Raw genomic sequence first — 23,416 nt, 5'->3', positions numbered from 1 at the left:
GTAGCCCTTTACCGATCACCCGCCCCGTGCTGAATCGATCCTGAACCCGGGCCCGCTCAGGCTCCGGGGCGGTCCGGTGCGCCCGCGGGCGCGGTCAGCAGCCAGGGCCCGTCCTCGGTGACGGCGACGGTGTGCTCCCAGTGCACGGCGCGGCCGCCGGACGCCGTGACGACCGTCCACCCGTCGTCCAGCTCGACCGTCTCCGGATCGCCTGCCACCAGCATCGGCTCGACGGCGAGCGCCATCCCGGGCCGGAGCCGCGGCCCCTTGCCCGGCTCGCCGTGGTTCGGCAGGAACGGGTCCATGTGCATCGACGTCCCGATGCCGTGCCCGCCGTAGTCGGCGACGATCCCGTAGTCGGCCCGGTCGGCCTCGGCGGCCGCCCGGCAGGCCTCCTGGATCGCGTACGACACGTCGGTCAGCCGCGCATCCGCCTGCACGGCGCGGATCCCGGCCTCCAGCGCCGACCGGCAGGCCGCGGAGAGCGCGAGGTCGGCCGGCGGCACGTCACCGACCGCGATGGTGACCGCGGAGTCGCCGTGCCAGCCGTCGAGGATGGCGCCGCAGTCCACCGACAGCAGGTCGCCGTCGGCGAGCACCTGTTCCCGCGAGGGGATGCCGTGCACGATCTGGGAGTTCACCGACGCGCAGATGCTCGCCGGGAATCCGTGGTAGCCGAGGAACGAGGGGACACCGCCGCCGTCCCGGATGGTCTGCTCCGCCACGGCGTCCAGCTCGGCGGTGCTCACGCCCGGCTTGGCGTGCTCGGTGACGGCGGCGAGGGTCGCCGCCACCAGCGCACCCGCCTCCCGCATCGCCTGGAGCTGGCGGGTCGTCTTGAGCTCGATGTCCCGGCCCCGGTACCGGGCGATGGCGCCACGCAGGCCGCCCCGACCGTTCATGCGCGTTCCCTCGGTTCCTCGCCGGCCGGGCCTCAGGCGCTGCGGGTCTGCAGCGCCGAGAAGACCCGCTCGGTGATCTCCTCGATCTCACCGACGGCGTCGATCGTGACCAGCCGGTCGCGGTAGTAGTCCAGCAGCGGCGCGGTCTCCTCGCGGTACACGCGCTGCCGGTTGCGGATGGTGTCCTCGTTGTCGTCGCTGCGGCCGCGTCCGAGCAGCCGCTGCACGACCTCCTCGTCGTCGATCTCGAACTGGACGACGGCGTCGAGCCCCAGCCCCTGCGCGTCGAGGATGTCGCCCAGCGCGGCCGCCTGCGCCGTGGTCCGCGGGAAGCCGTCGAGGATGAAGCCCTTCTCCGTGTCGGGCTCGCGCAGCCGGTCGCGCACCATGCCGACGGTCACCTCGTCCGGGACGAGGTTCCCGGCGTCCATGTAGCGCTTGGCCTCGAGACCGAGCTCGGTCTCGTCGCGCAGGTTCGCGCGGAACAGGTCGCCCGTCGAGATGTGCGGGACGTCCAGCCGCTTGGCCATCTGCTCAGCCTGAGTCCCCTTGCCAGCACCGGGCGGTCCCACCAGAACGAGTCGCACGAACCCGACCTCCTGAAATTCGTCTGCTCCACGCCGGCGGCGTTACCGGCGCACGGCGCCGCCGGCACCGCATCGAGGCCGGGGCCCCGACCGGGGTTCCCGCACGGCCACGCTGGAAGTGACTCTAACGCAGGAAACCCTCGTAGTTCCGCTGCATGAGCTGGCTCTCGATCTGCTTCAGGGTGTCGAGGCCCACGGTGACCATGATGAGCACGGCCGTCCCGCCGAACGGGAAGTTCTGGTTCTGGCCGGTCCCGGTGATGCCGAGGAAGAAGTTCGGCAGGACCGCGATGATGCCCAGGTACAGCGATCCCGGCAGGGTGATGCGCCCGAGCACGTAGTTGAGGTACTCCGCGGTGGGCCGGCCGGGCCGGATGCCGGGGATGAAGCCGCCGTACTTCTTCATGTCCTCGGCGCGCTCGTCGGGGTTGAACGTGATGCCGACGTAGAAGTACGTGAAGAAGATGATCAGTGCCATGTACAACACGATGTGTACCGGGTTGGACTGATCGGAAAGGTAGGTCTGCACGAACTGCGGGAACCAGCCGCCGTCGTTCCCGGCGAGCCGGGCGACCAGGTCGGGAAGGTACAGCAGCGAGCTACCGAAGATCACCGGGATGACGCCGGCCTGGTTGACCTTCAGCGGCAGGTAGGTCGAGGTCCCGCCGTACATGCGGCGCCCGACCATCCGCTTCGCGTACTGCACCGGGATGCGGCGCTGGCCGTTCTCCACGAACACGACGCTCGCGATGATCGCGAGGGCGAAGACGCAGACACCCGCGAAGACGAGCCCGCCGGAGTTCTCCAGGATCAGCCGGCCCTCGACCGGGACCCGGTGCGCGATCGAGGCGAAGATCAGCAGCGACATCCCGTTGCCGATGCCGCGCTCGGTCACCTGCTCGCCCAGCCACATCACGACCGTCGTGCCGGCGACCATCGTGATCACGATGACGACCAGGGTGAAGACCGAGGAGTCCGGGATGATCGGCAGGGCGCAGCCCTGGAAGAGCTGGCCCCGCTCGGCGAGCGCCACGAAGCCCGTCGCCTGCAGGACGGCGATGCCGATCGTCAGGTAGCGGGTGTACTGCGTCAGCTTCGCCTGGCCGGACTGGCCTTCCTTCTTCAGCTGCTCGAAGCGCGGGATCACCACCTGGAGCAGCTGCACGATGATGCTCGCGGTGATGTAGGGCATGATGCCCAACGCGAAGATCGACAGTTGGAGCAGCGCCCCGCCGGAGAACAGGTTGATCAGCGAGTAGACGCCGGCGTTCTCGCCGCCCTCGACCTGGCGGACGCACTCCTGGATGTTCGGGTACGAGACCCCCGGCGACGGGACGTTCGCCCCGAGCCGGTAGACCGCCACGATCGCCAGCGTGAAGAGGATCTTCTTGCGGAGATCCGGCGTGGTCAGGGCCGACCGGACTGCGCTCAGCACTCGGTGATCCTCCTACGACGTCGGCGGTCCGGTACCGCCTGCCCCGGCCCCGGACGGGGCCGGCCGGATGGGGACGCGATCCGCGCCCTTCGACAACGCTCGGGCCGCCGGGCGCTCCGCCGGAGCAGCCCGCTCACTCGGCCCCGAGGTCCGCACCCGACTCTAACAGCGGGCCGGACACACCCCGGCGCCGCCCACGGGCCCGCCCCGCCGGAGCGGGTGGCGGGCGCCGTGGACGGCGCCGGGGACATGTTCGTGACGCTCAGCGTTCAGAGATCGGTGGCGGATCCGCCCGCCGCCGAGATCTTCTCCCGCGCGGACGCGGAGAACTTGTGCGCCTTCACGGTCAGGGCGACGCCCGCGAGGTCGCCCTCGCCGAGCACCTTGACCGGCTGGTTCTTGCGCACCGCACCGGCCTCGGCCAGCTCCGCCGGGCCGACCTCGCCGCCCTGCGGGAACAGGACGGCCAGCTCGCCGACGTTCACGACCTGGTACTCGACCTTGAAGCGGTTCTTGAAGCCCTTGAGCTTCGGGAGCCGCATGTGCAGCGGCATCTGGCCGCCCTCGAAACGCGGCGACACCGTCTTGCGGGCCTTCGTGCCCTTGGTGCCGCGGCCGGCGGTCTTGCCCTTGGAGCCCTCGCCGCGACCCACACGGGTCTTGGCCTTCTTCGAGCCCGGGGCCGGCCGCAGGTCGTGGAGCTTGATCACGTTCTGCTCGTTCTCGCTCACGACTGCACCTCCTCCACGGTCACGAGGTGACGCACCGTGTGGATGTACCCGCGGGTCTGCGGGTCGTCCGGGCGCTCCACCGACTGCCGGATCTTGCGCAGACCCAGCGAACGCAGCGTGTCACGCTGGTTCTGCTTGGTCCCGATCCGGCTCTTCACCTGGGTGATCCTCAGAGTGGCCATGTCGCTCACACCTTCGCCGCGTCGGCCTCGGCGCGCTGCCGCAGCATGCGAGCCGGGGCGACGTCCTCCAGCGGCAGGCCGCGGCGGGCCGCGACCTCCTCCGGACGCTGCACCGACTTCAGCGCGGCCACCGTGGCGTGCACGATGTTGATCGCGTTGTCGGAGCCGAGGGACTTGGACAGGATGTCCGAGATCCCCGCGCACTCCAGCACCGCGCGGACCGGGCCACCGGCGATGACCCCGGTACCCGGGGAGGCCGGGCGCAGGAGCACGACGCCCGCGGCGTCCTCGCCCTGCACGCGGTGCACGATCGTGCCGCCGATGCGCGGGACGCGGAAGAAGTTCTTCTTCGCCTCCTCCACGCCCTTGGCGATCGCGGCCGGCACCTCCTTGGCCTTGCCGTAGCCGACGCCCACCAGGCCGTCACCGTCGCCGACGATCATCAGCGCGGTGAAGCTGAACCGGCGGCCGCCCTTGACGACCTTGGCCACGCGGTTGATCGTGACCAGCCGCTCGATGTACGGGGTCTTGTCCTGGGCCGCCCCGCCACGGCCACCGTCCCGGCGGTCCCGGCGGTCGCGGTTGTCGTTGCTCCCGCCACCCGGGGTCCCGCCGTCACGCCGCGTACGTCCCGGCATCAGACGATCCCTTCAGTGATTGCACAGCTCTCGTTCGACTGGTCCATCAGAACTCCAGGCCCCCCTCGCGGGCGGCGTCGGCCAGCGCCGCGATGCGGCCGTGGTAGGCGAGGCCACCCCGGTCGAAGACGACCGCGGAGACGCCGGCCTCCTTGGCGCGGGCGGCGATGAGCTCGCCGACCTTCGCCGCCTTGGCCTTCTTGTCGCCCTCCAGGCCGCGGACCTCGGCGTCCAGGCTCGACGCGTGGGCCAGGGTGTTCCCGGCCAGGTCGTCGATCAGCTGGACGGTGATGTGCCGCGACGAGCGGTGGACCGCCAGCCGCGGACGCGCCGGCGTCCCGGAGATCTTCTTGCGGAGCCGGGCGTGCCGGCGGATGCGCGAGTCGCGGCGCTTGCGCGCAACCTGGGACGCCATCCGACGGCGGGCGGAACCCGACACTTCGTTCGTCTCGGCCATCACTTACCCGTCTTCCCGACCTTGCGGCGGACCTGCTCGCCGGCGTACCGCACGCCCTTGCCCTTGTACGGGTCGGGGCGACGCAGCTTCCGGATGTTCGCGGCGGTCTCGCCGACCAGCTGCTTGTCGATGCCGGAGACCGAGAACCGGGTCGGCGACTCGACCGCGAAGGTGATGCCCTCCGGCGGCTCGATGACGACCGGGTGCGAGTAGCCCAGGGCGAACTCCAGGTTCGCGCCCTTGAGCTGGACCCGGTAACCCACGCCGTGGATCTCCAGCTTCTTCTCGTAGCCGGAGCTCACGCCGACCACGATGTTGTTCACGAGGGAGCGGGACAGGCCGTGGTAGGCCCGGGTCTCGCGCTCCTCGTCGGGACGCTTGACCAGCACCGCGCCGTCGTCGTCGCGCTCGACCGTGATCGGCTCGATGACGGTGTGCGACAGGGTGCCCTTGGGGCCCTTCGCGGTGACCGTGCGGCCGTCGATGGTGATCTCCACGCCGGACGGGACGGTGATGGGCAGCTTTCCGATGCGGGACATCGTTCGTTACCCCTCTCTCACCAGACGTAGGCGAGGACTTCCCCGCCCACGCCGCTCCGGTAGGCCTGCTGGTCGGTCATCAGACCCCGCGAGGTCGAGATGATCGCCACACCGAGGCCACCCAGGACCCGCGGCAGGTTCGTCGACTTCGCGTACACGCGCAGACCGGGCTTCGAGACCCGGCGCAGGCCGGCGATGCTCCGCTCACGGTTGCGGCCGTACTTCAGCTCGACGACCAGGGACTTGCCGACCTCGGCGTCCTCGGTGTGGTGGGCGGCGATGTAGCCCTCCTTCTGAAGGATCTCCGCGATGGCGACCTTCAGCTTGGAGTGGGGCATCACGACGCGGTCGTGATAGGCCGAGTTCGCGTTCCGCAGACGGGTCAGCATGTCTGCGATCGGATCGGTCATCGTCATGGTGTCTGTCTCTTTCCCGCCGTGGTTCCCTCTCCGGGCCTTCGGCGATGGGGCACGGAGTGCCTGTGAGTGGTTGGCGGGGCTCTGGCCCTGCTAACCACTCACGAGGCACTTCTTCCGTGAGTGGTTGGCGGGGCCAGAGCCCCGCCAACCACTCACAGGCGGCGGAGCCGCCCTACCAGCTGGACTTGCTCACGCCCGGCAGCTCGCCGGCGTGGGCCATGTCGCGCAGGCACACGCGGCACAGGCCGAACTTGCGGAAGACCGCGCGCGGCCGGCCGCACTTCTGGCAGCGGGTGTAGCCCCGCACGGCGAACTTCGGCTTGGCGTTCGCCTTGTTGATGAGCGCCTTCTTCGCCATTCGCTCAGCTCTCCTTGAACGGGAAGCCCAGGTGGCGCAGGAGCGCCCGGCCCTCGGCGTTGGTGGTCGCGGTGGTCACGACGGTGATGTCCATGCCCCGCGGCCGGTCGATGGTGTCCGGGTCGATCTCGTGGAACATCGACTGCTCGGTCAGGCCGAACGTGTAGTTCCCGCGGCCGTCGAACTGGTCGCCGTTCAGGCCCCGGAAGTCCCGGATACGCGGCAGCGCGATGGTCAGCAGCCGGTCCAGGAACTCCCACATGCGGTCGTTCCGCAGGGTCACCTTGGCGCCGATGGGCATGCCCTCGCGCAGCTTGAACTGCGCGATCGACTTGGTGGCGCGGCGCAGCTGCGGCTTCTGGCCGGTGATCGTGGCCAGGTCGCGCAGCGCGCCGTCGATCAGCTTGGAGTCCCGCGCGGCGTCGCCGACGCCCATGTTCACCACGACCTTGGTCAGGCCGGGGATCTGCATGACGTTGCGGTACCCGAACTCCTCCTGCAGCTTGCCCTGGATCTCGGAGCGGTAGCGCTGCTTGAGGCGCGGGATCTCGGTGGTCGGAGCGGTCATCTCAGATCTCCTTCCCGTTGCGCTTGGAGATCCGGACGCGGCGGGTGGTGCCGTCCTCGCCCTCGACGGTCTTCTTGCCGACGCGGGTCGGCGTGCCGTCGGAGTCGACGACCATCACGTTCGAGACGTGGATGGCCGCCTCCTGGGTGACGATCCCGCCGCTCTCGGCCCCGCGCTGGTTCTGGCTGATCCGGGTGTGCTTCTTGATCCGGTTCACGCCCTCGACCAGCACGCGCTGGCGGTCCGGGTAGGCCGCGATGACCTTGCCCTTGGCGCCCTTGTCCTTACCGGCGATCACCAGCACGGTGTCGCCCTTCTTCACCTTCATCTTCGCCTTCATGGATCAGAGCACCTCCGGAGCGAGGGAGATGATCCTCATGAACTTGCGGTCGCGCAGCTCGCGCCCGACCGGGCCGAAGATTCGGGTCCCTCGGGGTCCGTTGTCCGCCTTGATGAGGACGGCAGCGTTCTCGTCGAATCGGATGTAGCTGCCGTCGGGACGGCGCTTCTCCTTCTTGGTGCGCACGATGACCGCCTTCACGACGTCACCGCGCTTCACGCCGGCGCCGGGGATGGCCTCCTTGACCGTGGCGACGATGACGTCACCGATCCCGGCGTAGCGCCGCGCGGAGCCGCCCAGCACCCGGATGCACAGGATCTCCTTGGCACCGGTGTTGTCGGCGACGCGCAGCCGCGACTCCTGCTGGATCACTGTCGACTCCTACTTCGCCTTCTCGAGGATCTCCACCAGCCGCCAGCGCTTGGTCGCCGACAGCGGACGGGTCTCCATGAGGCGGACACGGTCGCCGATGCCGGCGGTGTTCCCCTCGTCGTGCGCCTTGACCTTGTTGGTCCGGCGGATGACCTTGCCGTACAGGGGGTGCTTCACCCGGTCCTCGAGGGAGACGACGATCGTCTTCTCCATCTTGTCGGACACGACCAGGCCCTCGCGGACCTTGCGCTCCCCGCGCACATCGGTCTTCTCGGTCTTCTGCACGGTGCCGTCAGTGCTCACGCCGCGCCCTCGCTCTCGGTCGGGGCGGCGGACAGGCCGAGCTCACGCTCGCGCATCACCGTGTAGCAGCGCGCGATGTCGTGACGGACGGCCCGCAGCCGCCGGTTGTTGTCCAGCTGCCCGGTGGCCATCTGGAAGCGGAGGTTGAACAGCTCCTCCTTGGCCTCCCGGACGCGCACGACCAGCTCCTCGTCGGAGAGCTCGCGCAGCTCGGCGGCCTTGGTGTTCCCGGAGCTCGCCATCAGATGTCACCACCCTCACGGGACACGATCCGGCACTTCATGGGCAGCTTGTGGATGGCCCGGCGCAGTGCCTCGTGGGCCGTCTCCTTGTTCGGGAAGGTCATCTCGAACAGCACCCGGCCCGGCTTGACGTTCGTGACCCACTTCTCGGGCGAGCCCTTACCGGAGCCCATGCGGACCTCGGCGGGCTTCTTCGTCATCGGGATGTCCGGGAAGACGTTGATCCAGATCTTCCCGCCACGACGGATGTGCCGGTTGATCGCGATACGCGCCGACTCGATCTGCCGGTTCGTGACGTAGGCCGGCTCCAGCGCCTGGATGCCCCAGTCGCCGAAGGTGACCGCGGTGCCGCCGCTCGCCATGCCCTTGCGCTTGGGCCGGTGCTGCTTGCGGTGCTTGACCTTGCGTGGGATCAGCATGGGTCAGCTCTCCCCACCGTTGCTCTGGTTGTCACCGGAGGCCTCGACGGTCGCGGTCGCGGTGCCACCGCTCTGCGCGGCACGCCCGGCCTCGGTGCTGGTCGCGGTCGTGCCCGAGGCACCCGAGCGACGACGGGCCGGACGCTCGCGGCGCGGGCCGCGGCTCGGCGCCTCGGCGGCCGGCGCGCCCTCGCGACGCCCGCCGACGACGTCACCCTTGTAGATCCAGACCTTCACGCCGATCCGGCCGAAGGAGGTCCGGGCCTCGAACAGGCCGTAGTCGATGTCCGCACGCAGCGTGTGCAGCGGGACGCGACCCTCGCGGTAGAACTCCGACCGCGACATCTCGGCACCGCCGAGCCGGCCCGAGCACTGCACCCGGATGCCCTTGACCTGCGGGCTGCGCATGGCCGACTGGATGGCCTTGCGCATCGCGCGCCGGAAGGCGACCCGGTTCGACAGCTGCTCGGCCACGCCCTGCGCGACGAGCTGCGCGTCCGACTCGGAGGCCTTGACCTCCAGGATGTTCAGCTGGACCTGCTTCTTGGTCAGCTTCTCCAGGTTGCCCCGGATCCGGTCGGCCTCGGCGCCGCGGCGGCCGATCACGATGCCCGGACGGGCGGTGTGGATGTCCACCCGCACCCGGTCCCGGGTCCGCTCGATCTCGACCTTGGAGATGCCGGCCCGCTCCATGCCCTTGGAGAGCATCTTGCGGATCTCGACGTCCTCCTTCACGTACTCCGAGTACTGCTTGTCGGCGTACCAGCGCGACTTCCAGTCCGTGGTGATGCCCAGGCGGAAGCCGTGCGGGTTGATCTTCTGCCCCATCAGCGGGCCCTCCCCTTCGCACCACGACGGCCGGCCTGCCGGGTCCGGTCCGGGACCGACTCGACCTCGATGGTGATGTGGCTCGTCCGCTTGCGGATCCGGTAGGCGCGCCCCTGGGCACGCGGCCGGATGCGCTTCAGCGTCGGGCCCTCGTCGACCATGGCCACGGCCACCACGAGGGTGTCCGGGTCCAGGTCCAGGTTGTTCTCGGCGTTGGCCGCGGCGCTCGCCACGACCTTCGCGACCGGCTCGGCCGCGGCCTGCGGTGAGAACCGCAGGATCGCCAGCGCCTCGTCGACCGGCAGGCCGCGGACCAGGTCCACGACGCGGCGGGTCTTCATCGGCGAGCTACGGACGAACCGGGCTACGGCACGCGCACGAGTCGGCTCGAGCGCAGCGCCGGTGGCCTCGGCAGTGGTCTCTGCCATCTTCTCCACCTCTCCTTGTCGCTACTCGGGCCGGCTTCTAGCGCCGACGCGCCTTGCGGTCGTCCTTGATGTGCCCCCGGAAGGTCCGGGTCGGGGCGAACTCGCCCAGCTTGTGCCCGACCATCGAGTCGGACACGAACACCGGCACGTGCTTGCGGCCGTCGTGCACCGCGATCGTGTGGCCGATCATGTCCGGGATGACGGTGGACCGACGCGACCACGTGCGGATGACGGTCTTCTTGCCGGACTCGTTGAGGGCGTCCACCTTCTTGAGCAGGTGGTCGTCCACGAAGGGGCCCTTCTTCAGGCTGCGCGGCATCTCTTACCTCCCTGCTCAGCGCTTCTTGCCGGTACGGCGCCGGCGGACGATCAACTTGTCGGACGGCTTGTTCCGGCGGGTCCGGCCCTCGGGCGTACCGGCCGGGTTCACCGGGTGGCGGCCACCGGAGGTCTTGCCCTCACCACCACCGTGCGGGTGGTCCACCGGGTTCATGACGACACCGCGGACGGTCGGGCGCTTGCCCTTCCACCGCATGCGGCCCGCCTTACCCCAGTTGATGTTGGAGTGCTCCGAGTTGCCCACCTCGCCGACGGTGGCGCGGCAGCGCACGTCGACGTTGCGGATCTCGCCGGAGGGCATCCGCAGCTGCGCGTACGGCCCGTCCTTGGCGACCAGCTGGACGCCGGCGCCCGCCGAGCGCGCGATCTTGGCGCCGCCACCGGGGCGGAGCTCGATCGCGTGCACCACGGTGCCCGTCGGGATGTTGCGCAGCGGCAGGTTGTTGCCCACCTTGATGTCGGCCCGGGGACCGTTCTCGATCTTGTCGCCCTGCTTGAGCCGGGCCGGCGCGAGGATGTAGCGCTTCTCGCCGTCGGCGTAGTGCAGCAGCGCGATCCGCGAGGTGCGGTTCGGGTCGTACTCGATGTGCGCGACCTTCGCCGGGACCCCGTCCTTGTCGTTGCGACGGAAGTCGATCAGGCGGTACGCCCGCTTGTGGCCGCCGCCCTGGTGCCGGGTGGTGATCCGGCCGTGGACGTTGCGGCCGCCCTTGTTGTGCAGCGGGCGCAGCAGCGACTTCTCCGGGTGGTCCCGGGTGATCTCGGCGAAGTCCGACACGCTCGAGCCACGGCGGCCCGGGGTCGTCGGCTTGTACTTGCGAATGGCCATGGGTCTGCTCGCTCCCTCAGCTCGCCGGGCCACCGAACACGTCGATCGCCTTGCTCTCCTCGGAGAGCGTGACGATCGCGCGCTTGGTGTCCTTGCGCTTGCCGTAGCCGGTGCGGGAGCGCTTGCGCTTGCCCGGGCGGTTCAGCGTGTTCACGCTGGTCACCTTGACCCCGAACACCTTCTCCACGGCGATCTTGATCTGGGTCTTGTTCGCGTCCGGCGCCACGAGGAAGGTGTACTGGCGCTCGTCGAGCAGCCCGTAGCTCTTCTCCGAGACCACCGGCGCGAGCAGCACGTCCCGCGGGTCCGTGATCACTGGTCGGCCTCCTCAGCGGCAGTGTCGACGCGCGCCTGCGCAGGCTCGGCGACGGAAGCCCGGCGGCTCGCGGCCTTCGGCGTCGCGATCGGGCCGGACAGGAACTCGTCCAGCGCCGCCTGCGTGAACAGCACGACGTCGTTGACGAGCACGTCGTGGGTGTTCAGCTGGTCCGGCGCGATCAGGTGCACCTGCGGCAGGTTGCGCAGGCTCAGCAGCGTGGCCTCCGCCTCGCGCTCCACCACGGCCAGGACCCGGCTCGCGCCGGCCTCCGGCAGCACGGCCTCGAGGGCCTTGCGGGCGGCCTTCGTCGACGGGGTGTCCCCCTCGACCAGCGAGGAGACGACGTGCACGCGGCCGGCGCGGGCCCGGTCGGAGAGGGCACCGCGCAGCGCGGCGGCCTTCATCTTCTTCGGGGTCCGCTGCGCGTAGTCACGCGGCGTCGGGCCGTGCACGGTGCCACCGCCGGCGAACTGCGGCGCGCGGACCGAACCCTGACGGGCGCGGCCGGTGCCCTTCTGGCGGTACGGCTTCTTGCCGCCGCCGCGGACCTCGCCGCGGGTCTTGGTGTCGTGCGTGCCCTGGCGCGCCGCGTTCAGCTGCGCGGTCACCACCTGGTGCATGAGGGCGATGTTCGCCGTCACGTCGAAGACGTGGTCGGGCAGCTCCACGCTGCCGCTCGCGGCGCCCTCGGGCGTCTTGATCTGCACGGTGCTCACTTGCCATCACCCTTCGCGGGGGTCTTCACCACGACGAGGCCACCGCGGGGACCGGGGACCGCGCCCTTGATGAGCAGCAGGCCGCGCTCGGCGTCCACCCGGTGGACCTTCAGGTTCTGCGTGGTCTGGCGGTTGGAGCCCATCCGGCCGGCCATCCGCACGCCCTTGAACACGCGGCCCGGGGTGGCGCAGCCACCGATGGAGCCCGGGGACCGGTGCTTGCGCTGGGTGCCGTGCGAGGCGCCCAGGCCGCCGAAGCCGTGGCGCTTCATGACACCGGCGAAGCCCTTGCCCTTGGTCACGCCGACCACGTCGACCTCGGCGACCTCGGCGAACGCCTCGACGGTGATCTCCTGGCCGGGCGTGTACTCGCCCGCGTCGGACGTGCGGAGCTCCAGGACGTGCCGGCGCGGGGTCACGCCCGCCTTGGCGAAGTGGCCGGTCTCCGGCTTGTTCACCTTGCGCGGGTCGATGGCGCCGTAGGCCAGCTGGACGGCCGGGTAGCCGTCGGTCTCCTCGGAACGCACCTGGGTCACGACGTTCGGCCCGACCTGGACCACGGTGACCGGCACGACGCGGTTGTTCTCGTCGAACACCTGGGTCATCCCGAGCTTGGTGCCCATGACCCCGGTGACCTTCTTCGACTGCTTGGTGGCAGTCGTCTTCTTGAATGCTGCAGTCATCCTCTTCGCCCCCAACGCCTACTGGATGTTGACGTCGACGCTCGCCGGCAGGTCGATGCGCATGAGCGCGTCGACGGTCTTCGGCGTCGGGTCGAGAATGTCGATCAGCCGCTTGTGCGTGCGCATCTCGAAGTGCTCGCGCGAGTCCTTGTACTTGTGCGGCGAGCGGATGACGCAGTACACGTTCTTCTCGGTGGGCAGCGGCACGGGGCCGACGACCCGGGCACCGGTACGCGTCACGGTCTCCACGATCTTGCGAGCAGACGCGTCGATTGCCTCGTGGTCATAGGCCTTGAGCCTGATGCGGATCTTCTGTCCCGCCATGGTCGTCGGTCGTCCTCTTCTTCCTGCCGCGGGGGTTACGCGGTGTCGGCCCCGTTGACAGCACGGCGCGAGCTCCGTCGCGGGTGCGGCCGGCTGCGGCCCGTGCTCTGTTCAGGTCTGGTCGGCTGGTGGATCCGTGCGCCCAGTTCCCTGGAGCACTCGTCCCGCCGGGGCTCTCCGGTCCACGAGGTCGGGCGTGTCGCGCCCTACCCGCATGCTTCTGCCCGGGTCACCGCGTCCCTCCCCCTCTGGGGCGGGCATGTCGCTGGGTCTCCCCCGGCGCCGTCGTCCTGGCGGACGGCGAAGCCGAGGCTGACAACGAGCATGGCGCGTGGAGCGCGACACCTGGACTACCGGTGTTCACCGGGAACAGGAGCGGCGCTTCCACGCGCCATGCTCATCGTGCAACCCGTCAAGGATGACACACGGCCGTGCGGCACCCTCGACCGGGGGTGGCTAGCTGAGCCCGGTCACTTGTTGATCTTGGTGACCTGGCCGGCGCCCACGGTGCGTCCACCCTCGCGGATGGCGAACTGCAGGCCCTCCTCCATGGCGATCGGCTGGATCAGCTGAACGCTCATGGTGGTGTTGTCGCCCGGCATGACCATCTCGGTGCCCTGCGGGAGGGTGACGACACCGGTCACGTCGGTCGTCCGGAAGTAGAACTGCGGACGGTAGTTGTTGAAGAACGGGGTGTGACGGCCGCCCTCGTCCTTGCCCAGGATGTAGACCTGGCCCTCGAACTCGGTGTGCGGGGTGATCGAGCCCGGCTTCACGACGACCTGGCCGCGCTCCACGTCCTCACGCTTGATGCCGCGGAGGAGCAGGCCGACGTTCTCACCGGCGCGACCCTCGTCGAGGATCTTCCGGAACATCTCGACACCGGTGACGGTGGTCGAGGTCTTGTTCGGGCGGATGCCGACGATGTCGACCGACTCGTTGACCTTGACGATCCCGCGCTCGACGCGGCCGGTGACGACCGTGCCGCGACCGGTGATCGTGAAGACGTCCTCGACCGGCATGAGGAACGGCTTCTCGATGTCGCGCTCGGGCTCCGGGATCGCCTCGTCGACGGCGTCCATCAGCTCGACGATGGCGTTGGCCCACTTCTCGTCGCCCTCGAGCGCCTTCAGCGCCGAGACGCGGACGATCGGGAGGTCGTCGCCCGGGTAGTCCTGGTCCGAGAGGAGCTCACGGACCTCCATCTCGACGAGCTCCATGATCTCCTCGTCGTCGACCATGTCCGCCTTGTTCAGGGCGACGACGATGTACGGCACGCCGACCTGACGCGCGAGCAGCACGTGCTCACGGGTCTGCGGCATCGGGCCGTCGGTCGCGGCGACCACCAGGATGGCGCCGTCCATCTGGGCGGCACCGGTGATCATGTTCTTCACGTAGTCGGCGTGCCCGGGGCAGTCGACGTGCGCGTAGTGCCGCTTCTCGGTCTGGTACTCGACGTGCGCGATGGAGATCGTGATACCGCGCTGGCGCTCCTCCGGCGCCTTGTCGATCATGTCGAACGCCGAAGCCTCGTTGAGGTTCGGGAACTTGTCGTGCAGAACCTTGGTGATGGCCGCCGTCAGCGTGGTCTTGCCGTGGTCGATGTGACCGATGGTGCCGATGTTGACGTGCGGCTTGGTCCGCTCGAACTTCGCCTTCGCCACTGCTGGGTCCTCCTGGACTGTGTCTTCTTCTCCGCCGTGCTGACGGCAGGTCTGTGGGATGTGAGGTGCGGGCCGCGGACCTTACCGATCCGCGGACCGCACCCCGCGAGCGGCCGGGTTACCCCGCCCGTCGTCGGGCTCGCTGCGTTTCTTACTCGCCCGTGGCCTTCGCTGTATCTACTGCTCGGCTCCGGGCTCGCTCCGCTCCGCGCTCGCTGGCGCTCGCTGCGATGCTCACTCGCCCGTCGCCTTCGCGATGATCTCCTTCGCCACGTTCTGCGGCACCTCCGCGTAGGAGTCGAAGACCATCGTGTAGTTCGCCCGGCCCTGGGTCCGCGACCGCAGGTCGCCGACGTAGCCGAACATCTCGGACAGCGGCACGAGCGCCTTGACGACGCGGGCGCCGGCCCGCTCCTCCATGGCCTGGACCTGGCCGCGGCGGGAGTTCAGGTCGCCGATGACGTCACCCATGTAGTCCTCGGGGGTGGTGACCTCGACGGCCATCATCGGCTCGAGCAGCGCCGGGTCGGCCTTGCGGGCCGCCTCCTTCAGCGCCATCGAACCGGCCACCTTGAACGCCATCTCGGACGAGTCGACCTCGTGGTACTGGCCGTCCAGGAGCGTGCACTTGATGCCGACCAGCGGGTAGCCGGCCAGCACGCCGTACTGCATGGCGTCCTGCACGCCCTCGTCCACCGACGGGATGTACTCCCGCGGGATGCGGCCACCGGTGACCTTGTTCTCGAACTCGTACAGCGCACCGTCGCCGCCGGTGATCGGCTCCAGGTTGATGATGACCCGGGCGAACTGCCCCGACCCACCGGTCTGCTTCTTGTGCGTGTACTCGTGCTTCTCGACCGGCCGGCGGATGGTCTCCCGGTAGGCGACCTGCGGCTTGCCGATGTTGGCCTCGACCTTGAAGTCGGACTTCATCCGGTGGACCAGCACCTCGAGGTGGAGCTCGCCCATGCCGGCGATGATCGTCTGGCCGGTCTCCTCGTCCAGGGAGACCTGGAACGTCGGGTCCTCCTCGGCGAGCTTCTGGATCGCCGTGGAGAGCTTCTCCTGGTCGGCCTTCGACTTCGGCTCGACGGCCACCTGGATGACCGGGTCCGGGAAGGTCATCGACTCGAGCACGATCGGGTTCTGCGGGTCGCAGAGCGTGTCACCGGTCGTGGTGTCCTTCAGACCGATCACCGCGTAGATGTGACCGGCGACGGCCTCGTCGACCGGGTTCTCCTTGTTGGAGTGCATCTGGAAGAGCTTCCCGATGCGCTCCTTGCGGTCCTTGGTCGAGTTGATGAGCTGCGCACCGGCCGCGACCCGGCCCGAGTAGACCCGGACGTAGGTCAGCTTGCCGAAGAACGGGTGCGCGGCGATCTTGAACGCCAGCGCCGCGAACGGCTCGTCCTTGGCGGGCTTGCGGCTGGCCGGGGTCTCCCCGTCGGTCAGGAAGCCCTCGACCGGCGGCACGTCGTACGGCGACGGCAGGTAGTCGATCACCGCGTCCAGCATCGGCTGGACGCCCTTGTTCTTGAACGCCGAGCCGCACAGGACCGGGTAGGCGGCGCGGTCGGTGACCAGCTTCCGGATCCCGGTCTTGATCTGCTCGACGGAGAGGTCCTCGCCGCCGAGGTAGAGCTCCATGAGCTCGTCGTCGGTCTCGGCGACCGCCTCGACCAGCGCGGTCCGGTACTCCTCGGCCCTGGCCTGCAGGTCGGCCGGGATCTCCTCGACCGCGTAGTCCTCGCCCTTCTTGACCTCGCCGCGCCAGGTCAGGGCCCGCATCTCGACCAGGTCGACGACGCCGACGAACTCGCTCTCGGAACCGATCGGCAGCTGCAGGGGCAGCGGGGTCGCGTTCAGGCGGTCCTTGATCGTCTGAACGGTGAAGTAGTAGTCCGCGCCCAGCTTGTCCATCTTGTTGACGAAGCAGATGCGGGGGACGTCGTACTTGGTGGCCTGCCGCCAGACCTGCTCGGACTGCGGCTCGACCCCCTCCTTGCCGTCGAAGACCGCGACCGCGCCGTCGAGCACCCGCAGGGACCGCTCCACCTCGACGGTGAAGTCGACGTGCCCGGGGGTGTCGATGATGTTGATCTGGTGGTTCTTCCAGAAGCAGGTCGTCGCGGCCGACGTGATCGTGATGCCGCGCTTCTGCTCCTCCTCCATCCAGTCCATGGTGGCGGCGCCGTCGTGCACCTCACCGAGCTTGTAGTTGATCCCGGTGTAGTACAGGATCCGCTCGGTGGTGGTGGTCTTACCGGCGTCGATGTGGGCCATGATGCCGATGTTGCGGACCTTGGTCAGGTCCGTCAGCACGTCCTGTGCTGCCACTGCTCAGCTCTCCCTCGATCGCGAGTGGGCGCCCGACGGTCGGCCGGTCACCAGCGGTAGTGGGCGAAGGCGCGGTTCGACTCCGCCATCTTGTGCATGTCCTCGCGCCGCTTGACGCTGGCGCCGAGGCCGTTGCTCGCGTCGAGCAGCTCGTTCATGAGGCGCTCGACCATGGTCTTCTCGCGGCGCTGCCCGGAGTAGGTGACCAGCCAGCGCAGGCCGAGGGTGGTCTGCCGGGAGGCGCGCACCTCGACCGGGACCTGGTAGGTCGCGCCACCGACGCGGCGGCTGCGCACCTCGAGGGCCGGCTTCACGTTGTCCAGCGCGCGCTTGAGCGTGACGACCGGGTCGGTGCCGGTCTTCTCGCGGGTGCCCTCGAGGGCGGCGTAGACGATGCGCTCGGCGAGCGACCGCTTGCCGTCCTTCAGGACCTTGTTCACCAGCTGGGTGACCAGCGGGGAGCCGTAGACCGGGTCCGAGACCAGCGGACGCTTCGGGGCGGGGCCCTTGCGGGGCATCAGCTCTTCTCCTTCTTCGCGCCGTAGCGGCTACGGGACTGCTTGCGGTTCTTGACACCCTGGGTGTCCAGCGACCCGCGGATCACCTTGTAGCGCACGCCCGGGAGGTCCTTCACCCGGCCACCGCGCACCAGCACGATGGAGTGCTCCTGCAGGTTGTGGCCCTCGCCGGGGATGTACGCGGTGACCTCGATCCCGCTCGACAGCCGGACGCGGGCGACCTTGCGCAGCGCGGAGTTCGGCTTCTTCGGGGTGGTCGTGTACACGCGGGTGCAGACCCCGCGGCGCTGGGGGCTGCCCTTCAGCGCGGCCGTCTTGGTCTTGGTGACCTTGTCCTCACGGCCCTTTCGGACCAGCTGCTGGATCGTGGGCATGAACCGTCTACTTCTTCCCGTCGGCGGTGGCTCGACTGTTCTCGCTAGTCGCTGTCTCGTTCTGGCTGATCCGGGGCTCGGGCGCCGGCGTGGCTGTTGCGGCTCCGCCACCGTCGCTCCGGGCCCCGAGGTCGGGCGTGTCGTCCCGCGCACGCTCGGGACCGGAAGGTCCCGCGGAGGCATTCGGGACGCCCACCGTGCCCGTTGCCGCGGCACTGCCGGAATCCGGACGGGGAGTCCCTCCCGGATCGGTGCACCACGGGGCACGCGGACTGGCCCGACCGAAGCCGAGCGCAAGACATGAGCGTACTCGGCCCTCTTCGACACGGTCAAAGCGGGTCCGTTCCGGACGCCGCCTCGGGACCCTCCGGGGGCTTCGGAGGTCCTCGGATCCGGCGGGGAGGAGCCCCGGCCGGAGACCTGTGGTGACCCGACGATGCCGTACGTGACGGCGGCTGGCAAGCATGCTCACCCGCTCGTCGCAGATCGACCGCCGCTCGTCGCTGCCGGAACCCTGCTGCCGGACCGATGTGCCGCAGGAACATCCGCGCCGTCAGGCTCGGTCCGGGATCCGGGTTACCGTCCGGTATGCACCTGCCGACGGCGGTCAACCGCTTCGCCACGCGCGCGCTCGTCGCGCCACTGCTGTCCCCGACCCTACCCGTACCGGTCCGCCGGCGCGGCCTCGACCTCGTCGGCGCGTCGCTGCCGCTGCCGCGCGGTACCCGGCGCGCCCGGGGCGACCTCGGCGGTGTCCCGACCGAGGTCGTCGCGCCGCCCGGACCGTTCGGCCCGCACCGCGTGCTCTACCTGCACGGCGGCGGCTACCTGGTCGGGTCCGCCGCGTCGCACCGCCCGCTGCTCGCCGGGCTGGCCCACGCCACCGGCACCCCCGTGCACGCCCCGGCGTACCGGCTCGCGCCCGAGCACCCCTTCCCGGCCGCGCTGGACGACGCGCTGGCCGCCTGGCACGCCCTGCGGGCCGCCGGACACCCCGCCCGGCGGATCGCGGTGGCCGGGGACTCCGCGGGCGGCGGGCTGACGATGTCGCTGCTGCTGCGCCTGCGGGACGCCGGCGAGGAGCTGCCCGGCGCGATCGGGCTCATCTCGCCGTGGCTGGACCTCACCTGCACCGCGGAGGCACTGACCCGCAACGCCGCCGCCGACGCGATGCTCGACCCGTCGTGGCTGCCGTCGGCCGTCGCCGACTACGCGCCCGACGGCGCCGACGCCCCGGAGCTGTGCCCGCTCGACGCCGACCTCGCCGGCCTGCCGCCGCTGCACGTCGTCGCCGGCGCCGAGGAGGTGCTCGCCGACGACGCCGACACCCTCGTCGCGCGGGCCCGGACGGCCGGCACGCCGGTGACCTACCAGCGCACCGAGGGCATGTGGCACGCGTTCCCGACGCTGGCGGGCCTGCTCGCCGAGGCGGACGAGGCCCTGCGCGAGCTGGGGCGGGGCCTGCGCGCCGACTGCTCCCGCTGACGCGGCGCTCCCCGGCACGTCTCCTGCCGAGATACGGGCCGGGGCCGGAAACACGGACGGGGCCGGTCACCGCCACGGGAGAGCGGTGTCCGGCCCCGTCCGGGACCCTTCGGGTCGTCCCGGCCCGCCGTCGCGGGCCGGGACGTCGCGACGGCGTTACCGGAAGTCGCGCCCGAAGTCGTAGTCGTCCAGCGGCACCGCGGCACCGGTGCCCGTGCCGAACACGTCGGGGCTGTAGTAGCCGTCGTCGTAGCTCGGCAGCGCGTAGGCGGCCGCGCGGGCCTCCTCGGTCGGCTGGACCTGGATGTTGCGGTACCGGTTGATGCCGGTACCGGCCGGGATCAGCTTGCCGATGATCACGTTCTCCTTCAGCCCGACGAGCTTGTCGCGCTTTCCGTTGATCGCGGCATCGGTGAGGATCCGGGTGGTCTCCTGGAACGAGGCCGCGGACAGCCACGACTCCGTCGCCAGCGAGGCCTTCGTGATCCCCATGAGAACCGGGCGGCCGGAGGCCGGCTCCAGGCCCTCGGCGACGACCCGGCGGTTCTCGGCCTCGAACTCGCCCCGCTCGGCCAGCGCGCCGGGCAGGAACTCGGTCGCACCCGAGTCGATGATCGTCACCCGGCGCAGCATCTGCCGGACGATGACCTCGATGTGCTTGTCGTGGATGTCCACGCTCTGCGTGCGGTACACCTTCTGCACCTCACGCACCAGGTGCAGCTGCACCTCGCGCGGGCCCATGACGCGCAGCACCTCGTGCGGGTCCGCCGTGCCCTCCAGGAGCAGCTGGCCGACCGTCACGTGGTCGCCGTCCTGCAGCGGCCGCTCGACGCCGTCGGCGGTGGTCATCCCGAGCCACTGCCGCTTGGACAGCTTGTCGTAGACGATCTCCTCGCCGCCGTCGTCCGGGATCAGCGTGATCTTCCAGAAGCGGTCGCCGTCCTCGATGCGGATGCGCCCGTCGACGTCGGCGATCGGCGCCTTGCCGCGCGGGACCCGGGCCTCGAAGAGCTCGGTGACACGCGGCAGACCGGTCGTGATGTCGTCACCGGCCACACCACCGATGTGGAAGGTACGCATCGTCAGCTGCGTGCCCGGCTCACCGATGGACTGCGCGGCCACGATGCCGACGGCCTCGCCGACGTCCACCAGCTTGCCGGTGGCCATCGAGCGGCCGTAGCACCGCGCGCAGATGCCGGTGGCCGAGGCGCAGGTCAGCGCGGACCGGACCCGGATCTGCCGGACGCCGGCCTCGACCAGCGCGTCGAGCGCCGGGTCGCCGAGGTCGTCGCCCTTGCGGACGATCACCGTGCCGTCGGGCGCGGTGACCTCCTCGGCCGAGGACCGGGCGTACACCGAGGTGCGCAGGTACCGGTGCGGGATGAGCCGCCCGTCGGCGGTCTCCTCGGTGACCGGCATGGTGATCGCCCGCTCGGTGCCGCAGTCGACCTCGCGGACGATGACGTCCTGCGACACGTCGACCAGGCGCCGGGTCAGGTACCCCGAGTCGGCGGTCCGCAGTGCGGTGTCCGCCAGGCCCTTCCGGGTGCCGTGCGTGGAGATGAAGTACTCCAGCACCGACAGGCCCTCGCGGAAGTTCGACTTGATCGGCCGCGGGATGTACTCGCCCTTCGGGTTCGCCACCAGGCCCTTCATGCCCGCCAGCTGGCGGACCTGGGCCATGTTGCCGGCGGCGCCGGACTGCACGATCGTCGGGATCGGGTTGTCCTGGGGGAAGTTCTCCTCCATGGACCGCGCGACCTCCTCGGAGGCCTGCGACCAGATCTTGACCATCTCGTCGTTGCGCTCCTGGTGCGACAGGGCACCGCGCTGGTAGCGCTTGTTGATCTGGTCGGCCTTCGCCTCGTACGAGTCGAGGATCTCCTGCTTGTTCGGCGGGACCACGACGTCGTCGATGGCGAGGGTGACGCCCGAGCGGGTCGCCCAGTAGAAGCCGGCGTCCTTGAGGCGGTCCAGGACCTGCGCGACCTCGGTCATCGAGTAGCGCTCGGCCAGGTCGTTGATGATCGCGGCCTGGCGCTTCTTCGGCAGGGGCTCGTTGACGAACGGGTAGTCGTGCGGGAGCAGCTCGTTGAACAGCACCCGGCCGAGCGTCGTCTCGGCGGTCCAGACGCCGTCGTCGGTCACGGTCGCGCCGTCCGTGCCCTGGGGCGGCGTGACCTGCGGGAGCCGGATCTTGATCGGAGCCTGCAGGTGCAGCACCTTGCGGTCGTAGGCCATGATCGCCTCGGCCGAGGAGCCGTAGTGGTTGCCGGCGCCCGGAGCGTCGTCGCGCTGGCGGGTCAGGTGGAACAGACCCGTCACCATGTCCAGGCGCGGCATCGCCAGCGGGCGGCCGGACGCCGGGGACAGGATGTTGTTCGACGACAGCATCAGGACCCGGGCCTCGGACTGCGCCTCGGCCGACAGCGGCAGGTGCACCGCCATCTGGTCACCGTCGAAGTCCGCGTTGAACGCCTCGCAGACCAGCGGGTGCAGCTGGATGGCCTTGCCCTCCACCAGCTGCGGCTCGAAGGCCTGGATGCCGAGGCGGTGCAGGGTCGGTGCCCGGTTGAGCAGCACCGGGTGCTCGGAGATGACCTCCTCGAGCACGTCCCACACCTGCGAGCGGCCGCGCTCGACCATCCGCTTGGCCGACTTGATGTTCTGCGCGTGGTTGAGATCGACCAGGCGCTTCATCACGAACGGCTTGAACAGCTCGAGGGCCATCTGCTTCGGCAGGCCGCACTGGTGCAGCTGCAGCTGCGGGCCGACGACGATGACCGAGCGGCCCGAGTAGTCGACCCGCTTGCCGAGCAGGTTCTGGCGGAACCGGCCCTGCTTGCCCTTCAGCAGGTCGGACAGCGACTTGAGCGGGCGGTTGCCCGGGCCGCTGACCGGACGGCCGCGGCGGCCGTTGTCGAACAGCGCGTCGACGGCCTCCTGCAGCATCCGCTTCTCGTTGTTGACGATGATCTCGGGCGCGCCGAGGTCGATCAGCCGCTTGAGGCGGTTGTTCCGGTTGATGACCCGGCGGTACAGGTCGTTCAGGTCCGAGGTCGCGAAGCGGCCGCCGTCGAGCTGCACCATCGGGCGCAGGTCCGGCGGGATGACCGGGACGCAGTCGAGCACCATGCCCATCGGCGAGTTCCCGGTGGACTGGAACGCCGCGACGACCTTCAGGCGCTTGAGCGCGCGCAGCTTCTTCTGGCCCTTGCCGGACCGGATGATCTCGCGCAGCTTCTCGGCCTCGGCCTCGATGTCGAAGTTCTCCAGCAGCTTCTGGATCGCCTCCGCACCCATGGCACCGGTGAAGTAGTCGCCGTAGCGGTCGTACAGCTCGCGGTAGATCGACTCGTCCGCGATGAGCTGCTGGACCTCCAGCTTGGTGAAGGTGTTCCAGATCTCCTCGAGCCGGTCCAGCTCGCGCTGGGCCCGGTCGCGGAGCTGGCGCATCTCCCGCTCGCCACCGTCCTTGACCTTGCGGCGGACGTCGCCCTTCGCGCCCTCGGCCTCGAGCTCGGCCAGGTCGGCCTCCAGCTTCTGGGCCCGGGCCTCGAGGTCGGCGTCGCGGGTCTGCTCGATCCGCCGGCGCTCCACGCTCATCTCGTTCTCGAGCGTGGACATGTCGTTGTGCCGCAGCTCGGTGTTCACCGAGGTGATCACGTACGCCGCGAAGTAGATGATCTTCTCGAGGTCCTTGGGGGCCAGGTCGAGCAGGTAGCCCAGCCGGCTCGGGACGCCCTTGAAGTACCAGATGTGCGTGACCGGGGCGGCCAGCTCGATGTGGCCCATCCGCTCACGGCGCACCTTGGCGCGGGTGACCTCCACGCCGCAGCGCTCGCAGATGATCCCCTTGAACCGGACGCGCTTGTACTTGCCGCAGTAGCACTCCCAGTCCCGGGTCGGACCGAAGATCTTCTCGCAGAAGAGCCCGTCCTTCTCCGGCTTCAGGGTGCGGTAGTTGATGGTCTCGGGCTTCTTGACCTCGCCGTGCGACCACTGGCGGATGCCTTCGGCAGTGGCCAGGCCGATGCGCAGTTCGTCGAAGAAGTTGACGTCGAGCACGAATGTCCTCTG

Annotated in this window: 30 protein-coding genes; 1 reads left to right on the top strand and 29 read right to left on the bottom strand. The window is 69.8% G+C overall.

Annotated features, from left to right (window positions below):
• Positions 1-56: 56 nt before the first annotated feature.
• From map to rpsL, 28 genes are all read right to left on the bottom strand, one after another.
• The gene (gene map, locus H7X46_RS01485; protein ID WP_186357684.1) at positions 57-902 is read right to left on the bottom strand and encodes a type I methionyl aminopeptidase; all 846 of its coding nucleotides are present in this window, start codon (positions 900-902) and stop codon (positions 57-59) included.
• Positions 903-934: 32 nt separating this feature from the next.
• Entirely contained in the window at positions 935-1,489 is a 555-nt protein-coding gene (locus H7X46_RS01480; protein WP_186357683.1) for an adenylate kinase, read from the bottom strand.
• Positions 1,490-1,613: 124 nt separating this feature from the next.
• Entirely contained in the window at positions 1,614-2,924 is a 1,311-nt protein-coding gene (secY, locus tag H7X46_RS01475) for a preprotein translocase subunit SecY (protein ID WP_186357682.1), read from the bottom strand.
• Positions 2,925-3,193: 269 nt separating this feature from the next.
• The gene (gene rplO, locus H7X46_RS01470; RefSeq protein WP_370589042.1) at positions 3,194-3,634 is read right to left on the bottom strand and encodes a 50S ribosomal protein L15; all 441 of its coding nucleotides are present in this window, start codon (positions 3,632-3,634) and stop codon (positions 3,194-3,196) included.
• Positions 3,635-3,651: 17 nt separating this feature from the next.
• Positions 3,652-3,837 carry a 50S ribosomal protein L30 gene (rpmD, locus tag H7X46_RS01465; RefSeq protein WP_186357681.1) on the bottom strand — a complete coding sequence of 62 codons (186 nt, stop codon included), beginning with the start codon at positions 3,835-3,837 and terminating at the stop codon, positions 3,652-3,654.
• Between the two features lie 5 nt (positions 3,838-3,842).
• The gene (gene rpsE, locus H7X46_RS01460; RefSeq protein ID WP_186357680.1) at positions 3,843-4,475 is read right to left on the bottom strand and encodes a 30S ribosomal protein S5; all 633 of its coding nucleotides are present in this window, start codon (positions 4,473-4,475) and stop codon (positions 3,843-3,845) included.
• Between the two features lie 46 nt (positions 4,476-4,521).
• Positions 4,522-4,890: a 50S ribosomal protein L18 gene (gene rplR, locus H7X46_RS01455; RefSeq protein WP_186357679.1), complete on the bottom strand. Its 369-nt coding sequence runs from the start codon at positions 4,888-4,890 to the stop codon at positions 4,522-4,524.
• Positions 4,891-4,931: 41 nt separating this feature from the next.
• Positions 4,932-5,471, bottom strand: coding sequence for a 50S ribosomal protein L6 (gene rplF / locus H7X46_RS01450; RefSeq protein ID WP_186357678.1), 540 nt, complete (start codon positions 5,469-5,471; stop codon positions 4,932-4,934).
• 17 nt (positions 5,472-5,488) lie between these two features.
• Entirely contained in the window at positions 5,489-5,887 is a 399-nt protein-coding gene (rpsH, locus tag H7X46_RS01445) for a 30S ribosomal protein S8 (protein WP_186357677.1), read from the bottom strand.
• A 175-nt stretch (positions 5,888-6,062) separates the two neighbouring features.
• Entirely contained in the window at positions 6,063-6,248 is a 186-nt protein-coding gene (locus H7X46_RS01440) for a type Z 30S ribosomal protein S14 (protein WP_186357676.1), read from the bottom strand.
• Between the two features lie 4 nt (positions 6,249-6,252).
• Positions 6,253-6,816: a 50S ribosomal protein L5 gene (gene rplE, locus H7X46_RS01435; RefSeq protein WP_186357675.1), complete on the bottom strand. Its 564-nt coding sequence runs from the start codon at positions 6,814-6,816 to the stop codon at positions 6,253-6,255.
• Position 6,817: 1 nt separating this feature from the next.
• On the bottom strand, positions 6,818-7,144 hold the full coding sequence (gene rplX, locus H7X46_RS01430) for a 50S ribosomal protein L24 (protein WP_186362371.1): 327 nt from the start codon (positions 7,142-7,144) through the stop codon (positions 6,818-6,820).
• A gap of 15 nt (positions 7,145-7,159) precedes the next feature.
• Positions 7,160-7,528 (bottom strand): 50S ribosomal protein L14, encoded by a 369-nt coding sequence (rplN, locus tag H7X46_RS01425; RefSeq protein WP_010228481.1) that lies wholly within the window; start codon positions 7,526-7,528, stop codon positions 7,160-7,162.
• A gap of 9 nt (positions 7,529-7,537) precedes the next feature.
• On the bottom strand, positions 7,538-7,813 hold the full coding sequence (rpsQ, locus tag H7X46_RS01420) for a 30S ribosomal protein S17 (RefSeq protein WP_186362370.1): 276 nt from the start codon (positions 7,811-7,813) through the stop codon (positions 7,538-7,540).
• A 14-nt stretch (positions 7,814-7,827) separates the two neighbouring features.
• The gene (gene rpmC, locus H7X46_RS01415; RefSeq protein ID WP_020622931.1) at positions 7,828-8,073 is read right to left on the bottom strand and encodes a 50S ribosomal protein L29; all 246 of its coding nucleotides are present in this window, start codon (positions 8,071-8,073) and stop codon (positions 7,828-7,830) included.
• The gene (gene rplP / locus H7X46_RS01410) at positions 8,073-8,492 is read right to left on the bottom strand and encodes a 50S ribosomal protein L16 (protein ID WP_010228475.1); all 420 of its coding nucleotides are present in this window, start codon (positions 8,490-8,492) and stop codon (positions 8,073-8,075) included. The genes rpmC and rplP overlap by 1 nt, the downstream gene beginning before the upstream one ends.
• Positions 8,493-8,495: 3 nt before the next feature.
• Positions 8,496-9,320 (bottom strand): 30S ribosomal protein S3, encoded by an 825-nt coding sequence (gene rpsC / locus H7X46_RS01405; RefSeq protein WP_186357674.1) that lies wholly within the window; start codon positions 9,318-9,320, stop codon positions 8,496-8,498.
• On the bottom strand, positions 9,320-9,748 hold the full coding sequence (gene rplV, locus H7X46_RS01400; protein WP_186357673.1) for a 50S ribosomal protein L22: 429 nt from the start codon (positions 9,746-9,748) through the stop codon (positions 9,320-9,322). Before rplV ends, rpsC begins: the two co-directional genes overlap by 1 nt.
• Before the next feature lie 37 nt (positions 9,749-9,785).
• On the bottom strand, positions 9,786-10,067 hold the full coding sequence (rpsS, locus tag H7X46_RS01395) for a 30S ribosomal protein S19 (protein WP_010232348.1): 282 nt from the start codon (positions 10,065-10,067) through the stop codon (positions 9,786-9,788).
• Between the two features lie 15 nt (positions 10,068-10,082).
• Positions 10,083-10,916 carry a 50S ribosomal protein L2 gene (rplB, locus tag H7X46_RS01390; RefSeq protein WP_186357672.1) on the bottom strand — a complete coding sequence of 278 codons (834 nt, stop codon included), beginning with the start codon at positions 10,914-10,916 and terminating at the stop codon, positions 10,083-10,085.
• 16 nt (positions 10,917-10,932) lie between these two features.
• Positions 10,933-11,232 carry a 50S ribosomal protein L23 gene (rplW, locus tag H7X46_RS01385; RefSeq protein WP_186357671.1) on the bottom strand — a complete coding sequence of 100 codons (300 nt, stop codon included), beginning with the start codon at positions 11,230-11,232 and terminating at the stop codon, positions 10,933-10,935.
• Positions 11,229-11,951: a 50S ribosomal protein L4 gene (rplD, locus tag H7X46_RS01380; protein WP_186357670.1), complete on the bottom strand. Its 723-nt coding sequence runs from the start codon at positions 11,949-11,951 to the stop codon at positions 11,229-11,231. Before rplD ends, rplW begins: the two co-directional genes overlap by 4 nt.
• Positions 11,948-12,634: a 50S ribosomal protein L3 gene (gene rplC / locus H7X46_RS01375; RefSeq protein ID WP_186357669.1), complete on the bottom strand. Its 687-nt coding sequence runs from the start codon at positions 12,632-12,634 to the stop codon at positions 11,948-11,950. The genes rplD and rplC overlap by 4 nt, the downstream gene beginning before the upstream one ends.
• A gap of 18 nt (positions 12,635-12,652) precedes the next feature.
• Positions 12,653-12,958 (bottom strand): 30S ribosomal protein S10, encoded by a 306-nt coding sequence (gene rpsJ, locus H7X46_RS01370; RefSeq protein ID WP_003938093.1) that lies wholly within the window; start codon positions 12,956-12,958, stop codon positions 12,653-12,655.
• A gap of 470 nt (positions 12,959-13,428) precedes the next feature.
• Positions 13,429-14,622, bottom strand: coding sequence for an elongation factor Tu (gene tuf, locus H7X46_RS01365; RefSeq protein WP_186357668.1), 1,194 nt, complete (start codon positions 14,620-14,622; stop codon positions 13,429-13,431).
• A 234-nt stretch (positions 14,623-14,856) separates the two neighbouring features.
• Positions 14,857-16,959 (bottom strand): elongation factor G, encoded by a 2,103-nt coding sequence (fusA, locus tag H7X46_RS01360; protein ID WP_186357667.1) that lies wholly within the window; start codon positions 16,957-16,959, stop codon positions 14,857-14,859.
• 47 nt (positions 16,960-17,006) lie between these two features.
• Positions 17,007-17,477 carry a 30S ribosomal protein S7 gene (rpsG, locus tag H7X46_RS01355; RefSeq protein ID WP_186357666.1) on the bottom strand — a complete coding sequence of 157 codons (471 nt, stop codon included), beginning with the start codon at positions 17,475-17,477 and terminating at the stop codon, positions 17,007-17,009.
• A complete protein-coding gene (gene rpsL, locus H7X46_RS01350) occupies positions 17,477-17,851 on the bottom strand; it encodes a 30S ribosomal protein S12 (RefSeq protein ID WP_068797767.1) in 375 nt (124 codons plus the stop codon). Before rpsL ends, rpsG begins: the two co-directional genes overlap by 1 nt.
• 588 nt (positions 17,852-18,439) lie before the next feature.
• On the opposite strand from rpsL, the gene H7X46_RS01345 reads away from it, so the two are divergent.
• Complete coding sequence (locus H7X46_RS01345) at positions 18,440-19,336, top strand: alpha/beta hydrolase (protein WP_186357665.1); 897 nt, start codon at positions 18,440-18,442, stop codon at positions 19,334-19,336.
• Between the two features lie 156 nt (positions 19,337-19,492).
• Here H7X46_RS01345 and H7X46_RS01340 read toward each other — a convergent pair whose 3' ends face one another.
• Positions 19,493-23,404, bottom strand: a complete 3,912-nt coding sequence (locus H7X46_RS01340) for a DNA-directed RNA polymerase subunit beta' (protein WP_186357664.1) — start codon at positions 23,402-23,404, stop codon at positions 19,493-19,495.
• Between the last annotated feature and the right edge of the window lie 12 nt (positions 23,405-23,416).

The organism is Pseudonocardia sp. C8, from assembly GCF_014267175.1.
GTDB lineage: Bacteria > Actinomycetota > Actinomycetes > Mycobacteriales > Pseudonocardiaceae > Pseudonocardia.
This window is presented reverse-complemented; position numbering and strand designations above follow the sequence as displayed.